This window comes from Actinoplanes sp. NBC_00393, from assembly GCF_036053395.1.
Classification (GTDB): domain Bacteria; phylum Actinomycetota; class Actinomycetes; order Mycobacteriales; family Micromonosporaceae; genus Actinoplanes.
This window is the reverse complement of sequence record NZ_CP107942.1, coordinates 4,976,571-4,994,532: the sequence shown is the minus strand read 5'-3', so window position 1 is coordinate 4,994,532 and position 17,962 is coordinate 4,976,571. Positions and strand designations below refer to the sequence as shown.

Annotated in this window: 14 protein-coding genes; 6 read left to right on the top strand and 8 right to left on the bottom strand. The window is 71.1% G+C overall.

The window, feature by feature from the left end; translation table 11 throughout:
* Positions 1-62: 62 nt before the first annotated feature.
* Positions 63-1,853, top strand: a complete 1,791-nt coding sequence (locus tag OHA21_RS23455) for a serine/threonine-protein kinase (RefSeq protein WP_328477024.1) — start codon at positions 63-65, stop codon at positions 1,851-1,853.
* Between the two features lie 45 nt (positions 1,854-1,898).
* On the opposite strand, the gene OHA21_RS23450 is transcribed toward OHA21_RS23455, so the two are convergent.
* A complete protein-coding gene (locus OHA21_RS23450; RefSeq protein ID WP_328477022.1) occupies positions 1,899-4,286 on the bottom strand; it encodes a Tex family protein in 2,388 nt (795 codons plus the stop codon).
* Between the two features lie 166 nt (positions 4,287-4,452).
* On the opposite strand from OHA21_RS23450, the gene OHA21_RS23445 reads away from it, so the two are divergent.
* Both OHA21_RS23445 and OHA21_RS23440 read left to right on the top strand, forming a co-directional pair.
* Positions 4,453-5,172, top strand: a complete 720-nt coding sequence (locus OHA21_RS23445; protein WP_328477020.1) for a PP2C family protein-serine/threonine phosphatase — start codon at positions 4,453-4,455, stop codon at positions 5,170-5,172.
* A gap of 6 nt (positions 5,173-5,178) precedes the next feature.
* Positions 5,179-5,715 (top strand): GNAT family N-acetyltransferase, encoded by a 537-nt coding sequence (locus OHA21_RS23440; RefSeq protein WP_328477018.1) that lies wholly within the window; start codon positions 5,179-5,181, stop codon positions 5,713-5,715.
* 36 nt (positions 5,716-5,751) lie between these two features.
* Here the strand turns inward: OHA21_RS23440 and glgB are convergent, their stop codons facing one another.
* From glgB to OHA21_RS23415, 5 genes are all read right to left on the bottom strand, one after another.
* Complete coding sequence (gene glgB / locus OHA21_RS23435; RefSeq protein WP_328477016.1) at positions 5,752-7,902, bottom strand: 1,4-alpha-glucan branching protein GlgB; 2,151 nt, start codon at positions 7,900-7,902, stop codon at positions 5,752-5,754.
* Positions 7,899-9,239, bottom strand: a complete 1,341-nt coding sequence (locus OHA21_RS23430) for a maltokinase N-terminal cap-like domain-containing protein (RefSeq protein WP_328477014.1) — start codon at positions 9,237-9,239, stop codon at positions 7,899-7,901. The genes glgB and OHA21_RS23430 overlap by 4 nt, the downstream gene beginning before the upstream one ends.
* Entirely contained in the window at positions 9,236-10,990 is a 1,755-nt protein-coding gene (gene treS / locus OHA21_RS23425) for a maltose alpha-D-glucosyltransferase (protein ID WP_328477012.1), read from the bottom strand. Before treS ends, OHA21_RS23430 begins: the two co-directional genes overlap by 4 nt.
* Positions 10,991-11,000: 10 nt before the next feature.
* Complete coding sequence (locus OHA21_RS23420; RefSeq protein ID WP_328477010.1) at positions 11,001-12,965, bottom strand: alpha-1,4-glucan--maltose-1-phosphate maltosyltransferase; 1,965 nt, start codon at positions 12,963-12,965, stop codon at positions 11,001-11,003.
* Between the two features lie 136 nt (positions 12,966-13,101).
* Positions 13,102-13,875 (bottom strand): spermidine synthase, encoded by a 774-nt coding sequence (locus OHA21_RS23415; protein WP_328477008.1) that lies wholly within the window; start codon positions 13,873-13,875, stop codon positions 13,102-13,104.
* Between the two features lie 93 nt (positions 13,876-13,968).
* Between OHA21_RS23415 and OHA21_RS23410 the strand changes: the two genes are divergently transcribed.
* The 3 genes from OHA21_RS23410 to OHA21_RS23400 all read left to right on the top strand — a co-directional run bounded on the left by OHA21_RS23410 (position 13,969) and on the right by OHA21_RS23400 (position 16,457).
* On the top strand, positions 13,969-14,550 hold the full coding sequence (locus tag OHA21_RS23410; protein WP_328477006.1) for a hypothetical protein: 582 nt from the start codon (positions 13,969-13,971) through the stop codon (positions 14,548-14,550).
* Between the two features lie 217 nt (positions 14,551-14,767).
* The gene (locus OHA21_RS23405) at positions 14,768-15,532 is read left to right on the top strand and encodes an RNA polymerase sigma factor (protein ID WP_328477004.1); all 765 of its coding nucleotides are present in this window, start codon (positions 14,768-14,770) and stop codon (positions 15,530-15,532) included.
* A complete protein-coding gene (locus OHA21_RS23400; RefSeq protein ID WP_328477002.1) occupies positions 15,522-16,457 on the top strand; it encodes a hypothetical protein in 936 nt (311 codons plus the stop codon). Before OHA21_RS23405 ends, OHA21_RS23400 begins: the two co-directional genes overlap by 11 nt.
* A gap of 119 nt (positions 16,458-16,576) precedes the next feature.
* Here OHA21_RS23400 and OHA21_RS23395 read toward each other — a convergent pair whose 3' ends face one another.
* Both OHA21_RS23395 and ppgK read right to left on the bottom strand, forming a co-directional pair.
* The gene (locus OHA21_RS23395) at positions 16,577-17,041 is read right to left on the bottom strand and encodes a PPOX class F420-dependent oxidoreductase (RefSeq protein WP_328477000.1); all 465 of its coding nucleotides are present in this window, start codon (positions 17,039-17,041) and stop codon (positions 16,577-16,579) included.
* 12 nt (positions 17,042-17,053) lie between these two features.
* Positions 17,054-17,857, bottom strand: a complete 804-nt coding sequence (gene ppgK, locus OHA21_RS23390) for a polyphosphate--glucose phosphotransferase (protein ID WP_328476998.1) — start codon at positions 17,855-17,857, stop codon at positions 17,054-17,056.
* Positions 17,858-17,962: the final 105 nt, after the last annotated feature.

The following is a 17,962-nucleotide window of genomic DNA, read 5'->3' as shown; positions in this document are numbered from 1 at the left end:
GATACAGTGCCATGCGGTGAAGAGTGAGGCCGGCCGAGGGGGCGGTCCGGGGGAGCACGAAAATGGTCGATGGCACATTGCCGGGGGAGCGTACGCAGCCACTGCGCGCGCGTGACCCGCGCGCCCTCGGCGTCTACGAACTGGTGGGGCGCCTCGGTGAGGGCGGCATGGGCACCGTCTACCTGGCCCGCGCGGCCAACGGGGTGTTCGTCGCGGTCAAGATGGTGCGCGCCGACCTGGCCCACGACGACGAGTTCCGGCGGCGCTTCCGCAGTGAGGTGAACCGGGCCCGCCAGGTGCCTCCGTTCTGCACGGCCGAGGTGCTCGACGCCGACCCCGACCACGAGTCGCCGTACCTGGTTGTCGAGTACGTCGACGGTCCCACCCTGGCCGAGGTGGTCGAGCAGCGCGGGCCGCTGACCAAGGCGAACCTGCACGGGGTGGCGATCGGGGTGGCCACCGCGCTGACCGCGATCCACGGCGCCGGCGTGATCCACCGCGACCTGAAGCCGCGCAACGTGCTGCTGGCGCCGGGCAGCCCCAAGGTGATCGACTTCGGGATCGCCCGTGCCATGGAGGCGACCAGCGCGAACACGCGTACCGATCAGATGGTCGGCACGGTGGCGTACATGGCGCCGGAACGTTTCAGCTCCGACCCGGACACCCCGGTCACCCCGGCCGCCGACGTGTTCGCCTGGGGCAGCGTGGTGGCGTACGCGGGGACCGGCAGCACCCCGTTCTGGGCCGACTCGCCGCCGGCCACCGCGGCCCGCATCCTCACCCAGCCGCCCCGGCTGGACGGCCTGAGCGGCCCGCTGCGCGACCTGGTCGCGCACGCCCTGGAGAAGGACCCGGCCAACCGGCCCAGCTCCCGTGAGCTGCTCGACCTGCTGATCTCCGGCAACGAGCGGCCGGCGGCGACCGCCGCGGCCTTCGCCGACCAGCCCGATCTGCGGGCGGCGGCGACCGAGGCGCAGGCGGTGACCGGCTACACGTCCCCGGCCGACGGCACGACTGTGGTGCCGACCCTGGCCATCCCGCCGGGACTGATCGGCTACGACGAGAATTCGATCGTCACGGTGCCGATCTCGCCCGCCCCGGGCCTGCCGCTCCCGCCGCCGCCACCGCCGGAGCCGGCCCGCCGGTGGGTGCTGCCCGCCGCGGTCGCCTTCCTGATCCTCGCGGTGGTGGCCGGCGCCGTCATGCTGGCCCTCTCGCTGCGCCCGCCCGCCGACAGCGACGCGTCGCCGCCGAACGCCGAGCCGACGCAGTCCGCGGAGCCCGCGCCCAGCGTCCGGCCGAACATGGCCGACGCGCTGATCAGCGAGTCGCGCTGGAAGGCGAGCGCGCTGGACAGCGGGGAAGCCAGCTGCGAGTTCGACAACGGGCTGGTGGTCAAACGGGCGAACGCCGACCCGTACAAGTGCAAGGGCCCGCAGGACGTGATCCCGGCGAACCTGCGTGCCGAGGTCACCGTCCGCCTGCTCGCACCGAACAGCTGCGCGACCATCTGGTTCCGCAACGACGGCTACCACGGCTATCAGCTGCGGGTCTGCGAGCGCAACATCTACCTGGGCGAGCACCGCTCCGGCGGCGGCGCGATCCCGGTGCTGCGCACGATGCCGCTGGGCGACGACCCGATCGTGCTGGGCGAGCCCACCCGGATCGACCTGGCCGTCTCGGGGGACCGGCTGGAGGTGTCCCGGGACGGCGTCGTGGTCGACGAGGCGGCGCTGACCGTGCCGGAGCTGCAGGCCGGCAAGCTGCTGCTCGGGATCCACACCGAGCGTGACTCACCGCAGAAGGGCCGCTACGAGGTGGCCTTCACCGACCTGCGGGTCTGGTACATGTGAGAAAGGCCCGGGCGCGCTCGCCCGGGCCTTTTCTGCTGATGCCGGTCAGTCGCGGGTCAGGCCCGCCCGGCGCAGCGCGTCGGCCATCGCGCTGTTGCCGAATCCGCCGCCCTGAGAGCCCCGCTGGCCGCCGCCCTGCTGCCGGGGCTGGCGCTGCCCGCCCTGGCGCTGCTGCCCGCCGCCCTGGCGCTGCTGGCCGCCTCCCTGGCCGCCGCCGCGCCCGCCCCGGTCCCCGCCGCGGTCCTCGCGCGGCGGCCGGCCCTTGTTCGGCTCGTCCGACAGGCGCATGGTCAGCGAGATCCGCTTGCGGACCGGGTCCACCTCCAGGACGCGGACCTTCACCACGTCACCGGACTTGACCACCTCGCGCGGGTCCTGCACGAACTTGTCGGACAGCGCCGACACGTGCACCAGACCGTCCTGGTGCACGCCGATGTCGACGAACGCGCCGAACGCGGCCACGTTCGTCACCTGGCCCTCCAGGACCATGCCCGGCTTGAGGTCGGCGATCTTCTCGACGCCCTCGGCGAAGGTGGCGGTGGTGAACGCCGGGCGCGGGTCGCGGCCCGGCTTCTCCAGCTCCTTGAGGATGTCCGTGATGGTCGGCAGGCCGACCGTGTCGGTCACGAACTTGTCCGGCCGGATGCCCTTGAGCAGCGGGCTGTTGCCGATCAGCGTCCGCACGTCGGCGCCGGCGTCCGCCGCGATGGTGCGGACCAGCGGGTACGACTCCGGGTGCACGCTGGAGAAGTCGAGCGGGTCCTCGCCGTCCCGGATCCGCAGGAAGCCGGCGCACTGCTCGAACGCCTTCGGGCCCAGCCGGGCCACGTTCTTGATCTCTTTGCGGTTCTTGAACGGGCCGTTCTGGTCGCGGTGCAGCACGATGTTCTCGGCCAGGCCGGCGGTGATCCCGGAGACCCGGGTGAGCAGCGGCGCGGAGGCGGTGTTGATGTCCACGCCGACGCCGTTCACGCAGTCCTCGACCACGGCGTCCAGCGAGCGGGCCAGCTTCACCTCGGAGATGTCGTGCTGGTACTGGCCGACGCCGATCGACTTCGGGTCGATCTTCACGAGCTCGGCGAGCGGGTCCTGCAGGCGGCGGGCGATCGAGACCGCGCCGCGCAGCGAGACGTCCATGCCGGGCAGTTCCTGCGATGCGTACGCCGAGGCCGAGTAGACCGACGCGCCGGCCTCGGAGACCACCGCCTTGGTCAGCTTGGCCTCCGGGTGCCGCTTGATCAGCTCGGCGGCCAGCTTGTCGGTCTCCCGCGAGGCGGTGCCGTTGCCGATCGCGATCAGGTCGACGTGGTGCTTCGAGCAGAGCGCGGCCAGCCGGTGGATCGACTCGTCCCACTTGTTCTGCGGCACGTGCGGGTAGATCGTGTCGGTCGCGACCACCTTGCCGGTCGCGTCGACCACGGCCACCTTCACGCCGGTCCGGAAGCCCGGGTCCAGGCCCATCGTGGTGCGGGTGCCGGCCGGCGCGGCCAGCAGCAGGTCGCGCAGGTTGGCGGCGAACACGCGGACCGCCTCGTCCTCGGCCGCCTCGCGCAGCCGGACCCGCAGGTCCGCGCCGAGGTGGATCAGGATCCGGGTCCGCCACGCCCAGCGCACCGTGTCGACCAGCCACTTGTCACCCGGCCGGCCCTGGTTGCTGATGCCGTTGCGCCCGGCGATGCGGCCCTCGAAGTACCCCTCGTCCTCCTCGGGGTGCGGCTCCATGGTGAGCTCGAGGACCTCCTCCTTCTCGCCGCGCAGCATGGCCAGGATGCGGTGGGAGGGGAGTTTCGCGTACGGCTCGGCGAAGTCGAAGTAGTCGGAGAACTTGGCGCCGTCGGTCTGCTTGCCGTCGCGCACCTTGGCGACCAGCCGGCCGCGCGTCCACATCTGCTCACGCAGGTCACCGATCAGGTCGGCGTCCTCGGCGAACCGCTCGATCAGGATGGCCCGGGCGCCGTCCAGTGCGGCCTGCCCGTCGGCCACCCCCTTGTCGGCGTCCACGAACGCCTCAGCGGCTGCCCGGGGGTCGACCGAGGGGTCGTTGAGCAGGCCGTCGGCCAGCGGCTCCAGACCCGCCTCCCGGGCGATCTGCGCCTTGGTCCGCCGCTTCGGCTTGAACGGCAGGTAGATGTCCTCCAGCCGGGCCTTCGTGTCGGCGTCGAGGATCTGCTGCTCGAGCGCGTCGTCCAGCTTGCCCTGGGAGCGGATCGACTCCAGCACCGCGGCCCGCCGGTCCTCCAGCTCCCGCAGATAGCCCAGCCGCTCCTCGAGGGTGCGCAGCTGGGCGTCGTCCAGGGTGCCGGTCACCTCCTTGCGGTAGCGGGCGATGAACGGCACGGTGGCCCCGCCGTCGAGCAGCTCGACCGCGGCGGTCACCTGCCCTTCCCGTACGCCGAGCTCCGTGGCAATGCGTTGATGGATCGCTGTCGTCACGACGACGATTGTTACCGAGTCGGCCGGGGCTTGTCGCGCCGCCCCGCAGCAACACCTGGCGCTTTTCGGTCGCGACCCTCCCAAAACACGCAGAGCACGCGCAGGTCACGAGCCAGGTATGGGGGTTACTAAAGACTTCCTCGCGGCCCTTTGGCACTCTTGTCACATGACGCTTGCTGTCCGGGCGGTCGCCGCCACTGATCAGGGCCTGGTCCGGTCCAACAACGAAGACGCGGTCTTCGTCGGAAATCGACTGTTCGTGGTGGCGGACGGCATGGGCGGGCTCCCCGCCGGAGAGCTGGCGAGCGACATCCTGGTGCAGACGCTCAGCGCGGTCGACACCACGCCGGACACCGGCGAGCCCCTGCAGGATCTGATCAACGCGCTGCAGACGGCCAACCAGCGGATCGAGGCGGCTGTCGCCGACGACGACGCGCGCGACGGCATGGGTACGACGGTGACCGCCCTGCTGCTCTCCGGTGACCGCCTGGCCGCCCTGAACGTCGGCGACTCCCGCTGCTACCTGCTGCGCGACGGCGAGTTCACCCAGCTCACCCGCGACGACACCTATGTGCAGGCGCTGGTCGACCAGGGCGTGCTCACCCCGGACGACGCCCGCCGCCACCCGCAGCGCGCCCTGGTCACCCAGGCGGTGCAGGGCGGCCCGTTCCGCCCGGCCGGCCGGATGATCCCGGCCCGGGCCGGCGATCGGTACCTGTTGTGCAGCGACGGCCTCTCCGACTACGTCGAGGACGCGGTGATCGCGCAGACCCTGAGCGAGGTGGAGGACCGCAAGACCTGCGCGGCCCAGCTGGTCCAGCGCACCCTCGACAACGGCGCCCCCGACAACGTCACGGTGATCGTCGCCGACGTCGTCGAAGCCTGACGGCGCGTGCTGATCGCGACGGAGCGGCTGGTCCTGCGGCGGTTCCGGGCGTCCGACGCTGCCGTCCTGGCCGCCTACCGGTCGGATCCGGAGGTGGCCCGGTACCAGTCGTGGGACGCGCCGTTCCCGCTGGAGAGGGCGGAGCTGGCGGTCCGCAACTTCGCCGCCGGGTCACCCGATCAGGCGGGCCATTTCCAGTACGCGATCGAGCTCGCCGCCGAGCCGGCCCTGATCGGGGATGTGTACGTGCGACTGCACGACAACCTGAAGCAGGCCGAGATCGGTTTCACGCTGGCTCCGGCGTACCAGAGACGGGGTTATGCGACCGAGGCCGTGAGTGCCGTGCTGGACCGCTTGTTCCGCCTGCAGGGGCTGCACAAGGTGACGGGGGAGTGCGACGCCCGGAACGGGCCGTCGGCGGCCCTGTTCGAGCGGCTCGGCTTCGTCCGGGAGGGTTTCCTGCGGCAGCAGACCTTCATCAAGGGTGAGTGGACCGACGACCTGATCTACGGCCTGCTCGCCGGCGAGTGGCTGCGTGACTGAGCGGGGGACGGGCCGCGACCCGTCCCCCGGAGAGTCTCAGCCCTCGTACTTCAGCCAGACGGCGCCGAGCGGGGGGACCCGCAGGGCTGCCGAGGCGTCGAATCCGTGCCAGGGCATGTGCTCCGCCTCGACCTCGCCGAGGTTGCCGACGCCCGAGCCGCCGTACAGCTCGCTGTCGGTGTTGATGACCTCGGTCCAGCGCCCGGCGCGGGGCAGGCCGATGCGGTAGCCCTCGTGCGGGACGGCGGCGAAGTTGACGATGCAGGCCACGGTGTCGCCGTTCGGCGTGAAGCGGACGAACGAGAACGTGTTGTGCTGCGAGTCCTCGCTGGTGATCCAGCGGAACCCGGACGGCGAGGTGTCCTGCGTCCACAGCGCCGGGCTTTCCCGGTAGACCCGGTTCAGGTCGCTGACCAGCTTCTTCACACCGGCGTGCTGCGGGTCGTCGAGCAGGTGCCAGTGCAGGCCGCCGCCCTCGTTCCACTCGAACTCGTCGCCCATCTCGGCGCCCATGAAGAGCAGCTGCTTGCCGGTGAACGCCCACATGAAGCCGAGCAGCGCCCGGGTGTTCGCCAGTTTCTGCCACAGGTCGCCGGGCATCTTGCCGGTCAGCGAGCCCTTGCCGTGCACCACCTCGTCGTGGCTGATCGGCAGGATGTAGTTCTCGCTCCACGCGTACACGGTGGCGAAGGTCATCTGGTGGTGGTGCCACTGGCGGTAGATCGGCTCCTTGACCATGTAGTTCAAGGTGTCGTTCATCCAGCCCATGTTCCATTTGAAGCCGAAGCCGAGGCCGCCCAGGTGGGTGGGGCGGGTGACGCCGGGCCAGGCGGTGGACTCCTCGGCGATCGTCATGACGCCGGGGTGGTTCTTGTAGACGGTCGCGTTCATCTCCTGCAGGAAGCTGATCGCGTCCAGGTTCTCCCGGCCGCCGTACTGGTTGGGCGTCCACTCGCCGTCCTTGCGGGAGTAGTCGAGGTAGAGCATCGAGGCCACCGCGTCGACGCGCAGGCCGTCGGCGTGGAACTCCTCGCACCAGTAGAGCGCGTTGGCCACCAGGAAGTTGCGGACCTCCTTGCGGCCGTAGTCGAAGACGTACGTGCCCCAGTCCGGGTGCTCGCCGCGCCGCCAGTCACCGTGCTCGTACAGCGGGGTGCCGTCGAACCGGGCCAGGGCCCACTCGTCCTTCGGGAAGTGGGCGGGCACCCAGTCCAGGATCACGCCGATGCCGGCCTGGTGCAGCTTGTCGACCAGGTGGCGGAACTCGTCCGGGTTGCCGAAGCGGGACGTCGGGGCGAAGTAACCGGTGACCTGGTAACCCCAGGAGCCGCCGAACGGGTGCTCCATCACCGGCATCAGCTCGACGTGGGTGAAGCCGGTCTCCTGGACGTACTCGACGAGCTGGTCGGCCAGCTCCAGGTAGGTCAGGCCGGGCCGCCACGAGCCGAGGTGCACCTCGTAACAGCTGATCGGCTCCTGGTGCCACGCCTTGCGGGAGCGCTCGCGCATCCAGTCCTCGTCGTGCCACTGGTACGACGACTGGTAGACGACCGACGCGGTGGCCGGCGGCACCTCGGTGTGCTGGGCCAGCGGGTCGGCGTGCTCGCGCCACACCCCGTCCCGGCCGAGGATCTTGAACTTGTACTTGCTGCCGAGGTGCGCGTTCGGCACGTACAGCTCCCAGACGCCGCTGGAGCCGAGCGAGCGCATCGGCCACCCGTCGTACGGGCCCCAGCCGGAGAAGTCGCCGACCACCTGCACACCCTGGGCGGCCGGCGCCCACACCGCGAAGCCCACACCGGTGCCGCGCGGCTGCGCGCCGAGCACCTTCCACAGCTTCTCGTGCCGGCCCTCACCGATCAGGTGCAGGTCCAGCTCGCCGAGGGTGGGCAGATGCCGGTACGGGTCGTCGCACTGCGTCCCGTCCACGTCGAGGCGGTAGTCGAGGACCGTGCCGGGCAGCTCGGCCGCGAAGATCCCGTCGTCGTGCACCCGGGTCGCCTCGTAGCGTTCCCCCTCGTGCAGCACCGCGACGGCCTCGGCGCCCTTGCGCAGCGTACGGATGACGGTGTGCCCGCCGTGCGGGTGCGCGCCGAGGATGGCGTGCGGATCGTGGGTGTCCCCGGCGATCACGCTGTTCATGGCCCGCTTGTCGGCGGCCAGTCGAGAGCTGCTGTGCCCGATCATGGTTGTTCAGATCCTCCGGGGGTGTTATCGACGAGCCGGGCGATGGACCGCAGGGGGATCCGCAGCCAGCCGGGACGGTGCCGGGATTCGTACGCGGCCTCGTACACCGCCTTGTCCAGTTCGTACGCCGCCAGCAGCGCACCCCGCGACCGCGGGTCGACCCCGGTCACGTTCGCGTACCCGTCGCAGAAGGCGGTCCGGTTGCGGTCCACCCACTCCCGGGCCCGGGCGGCCAGGTGCTCGTCCTCGTCCTGATCCACCAGCAGTTGGTATGCGGCGTACTCGTAGGAGCGCAGCACCCCGGCCACGTCGCGCAGCGGCGAGTCCGGCAGGCGGCGCTCGTCGAGCGGCTGGCCGGGCTCGCCCTCGAAGTCGATCAGCAGCCAGGCCTCCGGCGTGCGCAGCACCTGACCGAGGTGCAGGTCGCCGTGGATGCGCTGGATGGTGACCTCTTCGCCGGTGAGCTCGGAGAACCGCTCGGTGATCGCCGGGACGTACTGCTGCAGCTCGGGCACCGCGTTGGCGTTGGTGCGCAGCCGGGCGAGGACAGCGTCGAGCGGGAACGGCGCGGGCCCGCTGCCGAGTTCCTCGGCGAGGGTGAGGTGCACCGAGGCGACCGCCTCACCGAGCCGGTACGACTCGCCCTGGAAGTCGCCGCCCACCTCGTCGGCCCGCATCTCCGCGTCGGCGAACAGATCGCGGGCCGAGGCGGTGGCCATGGCCCAGCCCTCGGCCGAGTTCGCCGCGTACTCGGTGACCATGCCGAGCGAGCAGGGCCCGGCGCCGTCGGCGGCCTGGAACGAGCCGAGCAGCCGCGCCACGTGCGGGTTGCCGGCCCGGCCGAGCACCCGGTTGAGCTCGATGTCCGGGTTGATGCCGCAGGTGACCCGCCGGAACAGCTTGAGGATCGCGTCCTCGTCGAAGATCACGCTGGTGTTGCTCTGCTCGGCGTCGAAGACCCGCGGCCACGCCTCCAGCGGCAGGACCGTGTCCGGCTCCTTCTCGAAGGTCAGGTCGGCGACCGTGGCCGACCGGTCCACCAGGCCGAGCAGGTAACGGGCCGCCTCCGCGTCGTAGAGCGCGTCGTAGCCGACCCGGCCGTCCTCGGTGGTGCCGATGGTGGCCACCGCGCTGTACTCGGCGACCGGACCGGAACCCCAGCCGACCACGATCTGGTAGCGCTCGGAGCTGCCGTCGGTGTACTCGACGTCGACGAGCACCAGCTCCAGGTCCTCGCCGAGCGGCGTCGCCGACGCCTCCTTGACGGAGGCGAGGACCCGGCTGCGGCCCGCGTACCAGCGCTGTTTCGGTAACCACTCGGCGAAAGGCAGCGTCATTGCTTCTCCTCCGACCCGCACAACTGGAACCAGTAGAAGCCGTGTCCCGGAAGGGTCAGAAGGTACGGCAACTGGCCGATCCGCGGGAAGTTGACGTGTCCGGTCAGCTCCACCGGGGTGTACCCGTTCCAGTGCTGAAGATTCAGCTCGATCGGCTGCGGGAAGCGGGACAGGTTGTTGACGCAGAGCACCACGTCGTCACCGATCTCCCGCAGGTACGCCAGCACCGACGGGTTCGAGCCGCCCAGTTCGCGGAACGTGCCGACGGCGAAGGCCTCGTGCCGGCGGCGGACCGCGAGCATGGTCCGGGTCCAGTTCAGCAGGGAGGTGGAGCTGTCCCGCTGAGCCTCGACGTTCACCGCCTGGTAGCCGTACACCGGGTCCTGGTTGACCGGAAGGTAGAGCCGGCCGGGAGTCGCGGTGGAGAAGCCGGCGTTGCGGTCCGGCGTCCACTGCATCGGGGTACGCACACCGTCGCGGTCACCGAGCCAGATGTTGTCGCCCATGCCGATCTCGTCGCCGTAGTAGAGCACCGGCGAACCGGGCAGCGACAGCAGCAGCGCGGTGAACAGCTCGATCTGGTTGCGGTCGTTCTCCAGCAGCGGGGCGAGCCGGCGGCGGATGCCGACGTTCGCCTTCATCCGTGGGTCCTTGGCGTACTCGGAGTACATGTAGTCGCGCTCTTCGTCGGTGACCATCTCGAGCGTCAGCTCGTCGTGGTTCCGCAGGAAGATGCCCCACTGGCAGTTGTCCGGGATGGACGGGGTCTGCGCCAGGATCTCCGAGATCGGGAAACGGGACTCGCGCCGCACCGCCATGAAGATGCGCGGCATCAGCGGGAAGTGGAACGCCATGTGGCACTCGTCGCCGCCGCTGCGCGCGTCGCCGAAGTACTCCACCACGTCGGCCGGCCACTGGTTCGCCTCGGCCAGCAGCACCCGGCCGGGGAACTCGTCGTCGATCACCTTGCGGCAGTGCTTCAGGAACGCGTGGGTGGCCGGCAGGTTCTCGCAGTTGGTGCCCTCCTGCTCGAACAGGTACGGCACCGCGTCCAGCCGGAACCCGTCGATGCCCAGGTCCAGCCAGAACCGCAGGACGTCCAGCATGGCCTCCTGCACGGCCGGGTTCTCGTAGTTGAGATCCGGCTGGTGGGAGAAGAACCGGTGCCAGTAGAACTGCCGGCGCACCGGGTCGAACGTCCAGTTCGACTCCTCGGTGTCGACGAAGATGATCCGGGCGTCCTTGTACTTCTCGCTGGTGTCGCTCCACACGTAGAAGTCGCCGTACGGCCCGTCCGGGTCGTGCCGCGACGCCTGGAACCACGGGTGCGAGTCCGACGTGTGGTTCATGACCAGGTCGGTGATCACCCGGATGCCGCGCTTGTGCGCCGCGTCGAGCAGCGCCACGAAGTCGTCGACCGTGCCGAACTCCGGCAGCACCTTGTAGAAGTCGCGGATGTCGTACCCACCGTCGCGCAGCGGCGAGTCGTAGAACGGCGGCAGCCAGAGGCAGTCGACGCCGAGCCATTGCAGGTAGTCGAGTCGCTCGATCAGGCCCCGGAGGTCGCCGCCGCCGTCCGACCCGGAGTCGTAGAACGCCCGGACCAGGACCTCGTAGAAGACTGCCCGCTGGAACCAGGTCCGGTCTGCGGGCAGTGCCCTGGCGTGCCCGAAGTCCTCGGAGTTGGGGTGCTCGACCACACCGCCTTCGGTGTGGCTACCCTCCGCCGGATCGTGCTGGCTCAGCTCCATCTGGTTCCCCCTACCCCGCCTGTACCACGAAGATGTGCGCCGGCTCGACGTACGGGTCGATCCGGACGGCGTTGTGCTGGCCCCACTCGTACGCCACCCCGGTGATCTGGTCGACGACCCGGAACCGGTCGTGCCAGTCCAGTCCCAGCGCCGGCATGTCGAGCGCGGTGTTGCCCCACTGCACGTTGCCCGAGTCGAACGAGCAGATCACCAGAACGGTGTTGCCGGTGTCGGGATCCCGCTTCGAGAAGCACAGCAGCGCGCCGTTGTCGATCTCGTGGAAGCGCAGGTTGCGCAGCCAGTGCAGGGCCGGGTTCTCGTCGCGGATCCGGTTCAGCCGGGTCAGGTACGGCGCCAGCGACCGGCCGGTGCGCTCGGCGGCCGCCCAGTCGCGCGGCTTCAGCTCGAACTTCTCGTTGTCGATGTACTCCTCCGAGCCGGGCCGGGCCACGTGCTCGAACAGCTCGTACCCGGAGTACATCCCCCAGCTCGGGGTGAGCATCGACGCCAGCACCGCACGGATCTTGAACATCGCCGGGCCGCCGTGCTGCAGCGACTCGTGCAGGATGTCCGGCGTGTTCGGCCAGAAGTTCGGCCGCATCCAGTCGATCGAGACGAGCAGCTGCTGCATGTACTCCCGCATCTCGGGCGCGGAGGTACGCCACGTGAAGTAGGTGTACGACTGGCTGAAGCCGATCTTGCCGAGCCCGTTCATCATGGCCGGCCGGGTGAACGCCTCGGCCAGGAACAGCACGTCCGGGTCGGTCTCCTTCACCTTGGGGATCAGCCACTGCCAGAAGTTGACCGCCTTGGTGTGCGGGTTGTCGACGCGGAAGATCTTCACGCCGGCGTTCACCCAGTGCATGACGACGCGGTACACCTCGTCGCGCAGCGTGCGGTAGTCGTTGTCCCAGTTGATCGGGTAGATGTCCTGGTACTTCTTGGGCGGGTTCTCGGCGTACGCGATGCTGCCGTCGGCCCGGGTGGTGAAGAACTGCGGGTACTGCTTGACCCACGGGTGGTCCGGCGCGGCCTGCAGCGCCAGGTCGAGCGCCACCTCCATGCCGAGCTCCTCGGCCCGCTCCCGGAACGCCTTGAAGTCCTCGAGCGTGCCCAGCTGCGGGTGGATCGCGTCGTGGCCGCCCTCGTCCGAACCGATCGCCCACGGCGAGCCGACGTCCTCCGGGCGGGCCACCAGCGTGTTGTTGCGGCCCTTCCGGTTGACCTTGCCGATCGGGTGGATCGGCGGCAGGTAGACGACGTTGAAGCCCATCGCCGCCACGGCCGGCAGGCGCTCCGCCGCGGTCCGGAAGGTGCCGTGCTTGATCGGCGTCGCGTCCGGGCCGATCTCGGCGCCCTCGGAGCGCGGGAAGAACTCGTACCACGCCGAGTAGAGCGCGCGCTTGCGGTCCACCCAGAGCGCGAACGAGCGGGTCGTGGTGACCAGCTGCCGCACCGGGTTGTGCCAGAGCAGCTCCTCCAGCTCCAGCCCCGGGGTGACCCGGGCGAACAGCGAACGCTGCTCGTCGCGCAGCGCGGCGGCGGCAGCCCGCACCCGCTCCTCGTCGGCCGACGGCACGATCTTGGCGGCCAGGTCGAGCACCTCGGCGCCCTCGGCCAGATCGTTCGCCAGGTCCTCGGCGCCCTGCCCGGCGCCGATCTTCTTCACCACGGCGTCGCGCCACGTCCGGTACGGATCGTCGAACGCCTCCACGGTGAAGGTCCAGCGGCCGACCGCGTCCGGGCGGATCGTGGCGTGCCACTGGTCGAGGCCCGGCTCGCCGGGCGTCATGCGGGTGAACGGCTTGTTCTCGCCGTCGGGCCCACGCCATACCACGTTCACGCCGAGGGCGTGGTGACCTTCGCGATAGGACACCGCCGAAACCGGGACTAGCTCGCCGACCACCGCCTTCGCGGGGTAGCGGCCGCCGGACACAGCCGGCGTCACGTCTTCGATGGGGAAGCGACCGGTCATGATCTCCACCGTAGTCAGAGGGGCTCGGGAGGACTCGGCGACCGGAAAAACCACCGCCGTCGTCTTAAGACTCCCCGGAGTGGAAAAGATGAAACCCGGCCGATCGCCGCTGCGGCTTCAACCTACCGGAGCGGACTCAGGCGAACCCATCCAGACGCGGCCGCGCGCCGCCGGAAAACACGACAAGTTCACCTCCACGCAACAGGCGCTCATCCCGTAGCGGCCGAACCTCCGGAACAGCGCCGGCGAGCAGCACCACATTGCCCGCCCGGCGGCCCCGCAACACCCCGCTGTCGGCCAGCAGCGCCACGTCCGCGAACACCGACCGGGCGGTCGCCGCCTGGATCCGGGTGGACGCCAGCGGCGGCACATCCGTCAGATTCATCACCAGGAGCCCGTCCGGGCGTAACGCTCGCCGGGCCGCCGCCGCGAAGCCGGCCGACGCGATCGAGCCGGGCATCGCGGCGCCGGCGAAGACGTCTGTCACGATCACGTCGTACCGATGCGGCTCCTCGGTCTCCAGCGCCTCGCGCGCGTCGCCCACCTGGATCTCCACCGGCTGCGCCGGCGGCAGCTCGCGCAGCACCAGCGCGACCAGCTGCGGATCCAGCTCCACCACCTTCTGCGCGACGCCCGGCCACCACCGGGCCAGCAGGCGCGGCACGGTCAGCGCGCCCCCACCCAGATGCAACACCCGTTCCGGTACGCCGTGAGCGCGCACCGCCCGGGCGATCTGCCGGACGTAACTGAACGCCAGGTGCTGCGGATCGGCGAGATCGACGTAGGACTGCGGCACGCCGTCGATGAGCAGCGTCCAGCCCTGCGGACGGGCCGGGTCGGGAAGCAACTCGGCGATCCCGGAGGCGACCGCCGCCACCCGGGGAGTGTCTCGGTTGCCGTGCGTTGCCATCGAGTGACCTTACTCAAGACGGCGCCGGAGTTCCCGAGCTATACCCCTGACGCCAACCGGACCCGGCTGGCGCCTGAGGGAGGAGTTCTCGCCGTGGCCGGACCGTCTACCGCTTTGTCGCCGGTGATCGCCGCCAGCACCCACTGGCTGGCGCGCGCCTACCCCGGCGGTGACTCCAACACGGTCGCGCACACCCTCGCCGAGCTGCAGGCCCGGCAGGCCGTGACGGTCGCCGCCTGGCTGCGCTACCCGACCGAGGTCGACGCCGCGCTGGTCGCGATCGCCGGTCCCGGCGGTTCCGCGCTGCTCGACTGGAAGGCCGGCAGCGAGCCCGAGGACGAGTTCGCCGACGGCGAGGGCTGGCGCACCTGGGTCGACGAGGTCGTCGTCAGCTGGGCCGCCTGCCTGCTCGCCGACCCGATGCTGGCCCGCCGCGGCGTCGACTCGGTGATCGCCGCGATGCCGGTCTCCGACCCGCGCCCGCGCCCGCACGCCCGCCGCCCCGGCGGCCTGCCGACCGAGTTCCGCCGGCTGCTGCAGCCCGACGCCCGCGACCGCGAGGCCGCCGCGCTGCTGCGCCACCCCGACCTGCTCGAGCCGATCGCCGCGATGCACCGCGACACCCTGCTCTACCTCTTGGACGCCGAGCAGGACCGTACCCCGCTCGCTGCCTGACCCCTACCTCCCGCCCTTTCCCTGGCTGGTCGCGTCCCCCGCGTGACCTGCTGGGACGGGTGGGATCGAGAGGCCGCGAGGCCGGCGCTGCCCTGTCCTCCTGGGTGCCGGTCTCGCGGCCTCTTTCTTTTCCCGGAACAATTTCCGGCAGTCGTGCAGCATCGGGGGACCGCGGTCCGTTACCGGTGCACAGACGACGAGCGGATCGAGGGAACTGATGAAGGACCCGTCCGGGTTCGACGAGTTCTACCGGGGGACGTCCGGGCGCATGGTGCGCTACGGCTACGCGCTGACCGGGGACCTCGCGGAGGCCCAGGATCTGGTGCAGGAGGCGTACACCCGGGCCTGGCGGCAGTGGCGCACGGTGTCCGCGCATCCGGCGCCCGAGGCATGGATCCGGCTGGTGATCGCCCGGCTGGCGACCGACCGCCGGCGCCGGGTCCGTGGCTGGTGGGCGGCGCTGAGCCGCAGCGGACCACCGGAACCGGCCCGGCCACCGGCCGACGACACCGTGGTGGTGACGGCCGCCCTGCGCCGCCTGCCGAAACATCTGCGGCAGGCGCTCGCCCTCCACTACCTCTTCGACCTGCCGGTCGCCGCGATCGCCGAGGAGACCGGCGTCCCGGTCGGCACCGTGACCTCCTGGCTGCACCGCGGCCGGCGCGAACTGGCCGCCCTGCTGTCGGCGCCGGACCCGGCCCCGGCCCCGCGCGGCCCCCGCTCCGCTGCCTACGACCACCGCCGGCCGCCGGCTGCGGCCTTTGACCGTTCCCGGCCGCCGGCTCCGTCGGCCGCCGCCTACGACGATCCCCGGCCGCCGGCTGCGGCCTTTGACCGTTCCAGGCCGCCGGCTCCGTCGGCCGCTGCCTACGACGATCCCCGGCCGCCGGCTGCGGCGTCTGACCGTTCCCGGCCGCCGGCCCCGCCGGCCGCCCCGAAGAACTCCGCGGCGCGTCTGGAGGAGGCCACCGATGTCGAATGAGCTGGAACGCGCCTACGCCGCGCTGAGCCGCGACGCCGAGCGGGCCCGGTTGGCCCCGGCAGCCGAGCTGCGCCGCCGGGCCGGGCGCCGCACCGCCCTGCAGTCCGCCGCGGCGCTGGTCGTGGTGGCGATCCTGGCCACCGGCGCCACGGTCGGCACCCGGTTCGCGCTGGCCGGGGGAGAGCCCGCCCACCCGGCGGACCAGGCCCCCTCAACCGCGCCGTCATCTCCGGCGCCGTCGTCCGTGCCGCCCTCATCCACGCCGCTCTCGTCCGTGCCGCCCTCATCCACGCCGCCGTCGTCGCCCACGTCCGGTGCCCCGGAAAGCCCGTCATCGCCCTCAGCCGGCACCCCGGAAATTCCGGCGGAGGTCCCCGACCAGGCGATGCTCCGGGCGGCCGACAGCAACACCGGCGAGTTCTACCGGTTCGAGGGCGGCCAGCCGCCCCCGGAACTGTGCCCGGCCGCTTCCTACCCGAGCGAGGACCACGTGGCGATCCGCGGCACTGTGCGGCTGCTCTACCGGGCGCCGGAGCTCAGCCCGGATTACACGCCGAGCGACACGATCCTGAACACCGTCACCGTCTACCGCGCCGACGGGGCCGAGGAGTTCCTCGACGAGTTGGGCGCGGCTGTCCGGTCCTGCCCGGAGGGCAAGCTGGGGGACCGGCCGGCCACGTTCCGCAGTCTCGGCGCGATGGACCTCGGGGACGAGTCGCTGCTGGTCGAGCGGTCCACGGCGGGTTACAACGACGACGGCACGCCGAGCGGCGACCGGCGCCGGACCTACATCGCGGCGGTCCGGGTGAACGACGCGGTCGCGCTCGTCGAGACACGCGGCTACGAGTCCGTTCCGTCGGAGCGCTCGGTCGTGGAGTCGCTGACCCGCACCGCCACCGAGAACCTCACCGCCTGGCGCAGCTGACCCGGCCGGCCTGGCGCGGCTGACCCCCGGCCGGCCCAGCGCGGCTGACCCGGCCGGCCCGGCGCGGTTGACCGCCCAGCCCGCCCAGCCCGGCCGGCTCACCCGGGCCGGCCGGCGCCCTAGTCAGCGAGCCGGGCTGGGAATCCGCCGGTGGCGATCGGGCCCCACGACTCGATCGTCACCCGGATCAGGCATTTGCCCTGCTCCCGCATGGCCTGCCGATACTCGTCCCAGTCCGGATGCTCACCGGAGATGCACCGGAAATACTCCACCAGGGCCTCCACGGCGTCCGGCAGGTCGATCACCTCGGCGGTGCCGTCGACCTGCACCCACGGGCCGTTCCACTCGTCGGAGAGGACGCAGAGGGTGACCCGGGGGTCGCGGCGGATGTTCGCCACCTTGGCCCGCTCGGGATAGCTGGAGATGACGATCCGGCCCTCGGTGTCCACCCCGCAGGTGTTCGGCGAGGACTGTGGCCGACCGTCCTTGCGGGTGGTCATCAGGATCGCGTGGTGCCGGGGGCGCAGGAACTCGATCAGTTCCGCCCGCTCGACCCGGTTGTTCGTCGCGATGGTGCGCGCCATACCCCGTACCCCTCAGTCCCGGTCGGCCTGAGCGGCCGCGTCCACCTGGATGGCGCCCGGGTCCTGCGGCCCGGGGCCGGCTGCGGCCTGCTCGGCGCTGACCGCCGCGCCGATGATGCCGGCGTTGTTGAGCAGCGTGGCGGCGACGATGGGGGTACGGATGTCGAGCAGCGGGAAGAACTTCTCCGACTTCTTGCTCACTCCGCCGCCGATGATGAACAGCCGCGGCGACAGCAGCATCTCGACGTGCCGCAGATAGCGTTCGACGCGGGGCGCCCACTGCTCCCAGCTCAGCTCCTCGCTCTCCCGGATCCGGTCGGAGGCGAGCAGCTCGGCGTCGCGGCCGTCGAGCTCCACGTGACCGAACTCGGTGTTCGGGATCAGGACGCCGTCGAGGAACAGCGCGCTGCCGATGCCCGTGCCGAACGTCAGCATCATGATCAGACCGGACTGGTCGCGGCCGGCGCCGAACGCCACCTCGGCCGCACCGGCCGCGTCGGCGTCGTTGAGAACGGTCACCGGCATGCCGAGACGGTCGCCGAAGATGCGGGCGGCGGGCGCGTCGAGCCACGACTTGTCGACGTTGGCCGCCGAGCGGGTCACGCCGTCGACCACCACGCCGGGGAAGGTGATGCCGACCCGCTCAATGCCGGCGTACTTCCCGGCCACCTCGGCGACGGCCTCGACGACGCTGTCCACGTCGGCGGGCTGCGGGGTGGGCACGCGGAATCGTTCTTCGAGCAGCTCGCCGCGCACGGTGTCGACCGGTGCGCCCTTCACGCCGGAGCCGCCGATGTCGATGCCGAGGATGGTCATCCGTTTTCCGTTCTTCCGCTCGAGAGCTTCACCGGTTGGTGTCTACCACGCCCCACCGACAACAAAACGCGCGCTCCGGAGACTACGGGCGGTCGACACCATAGG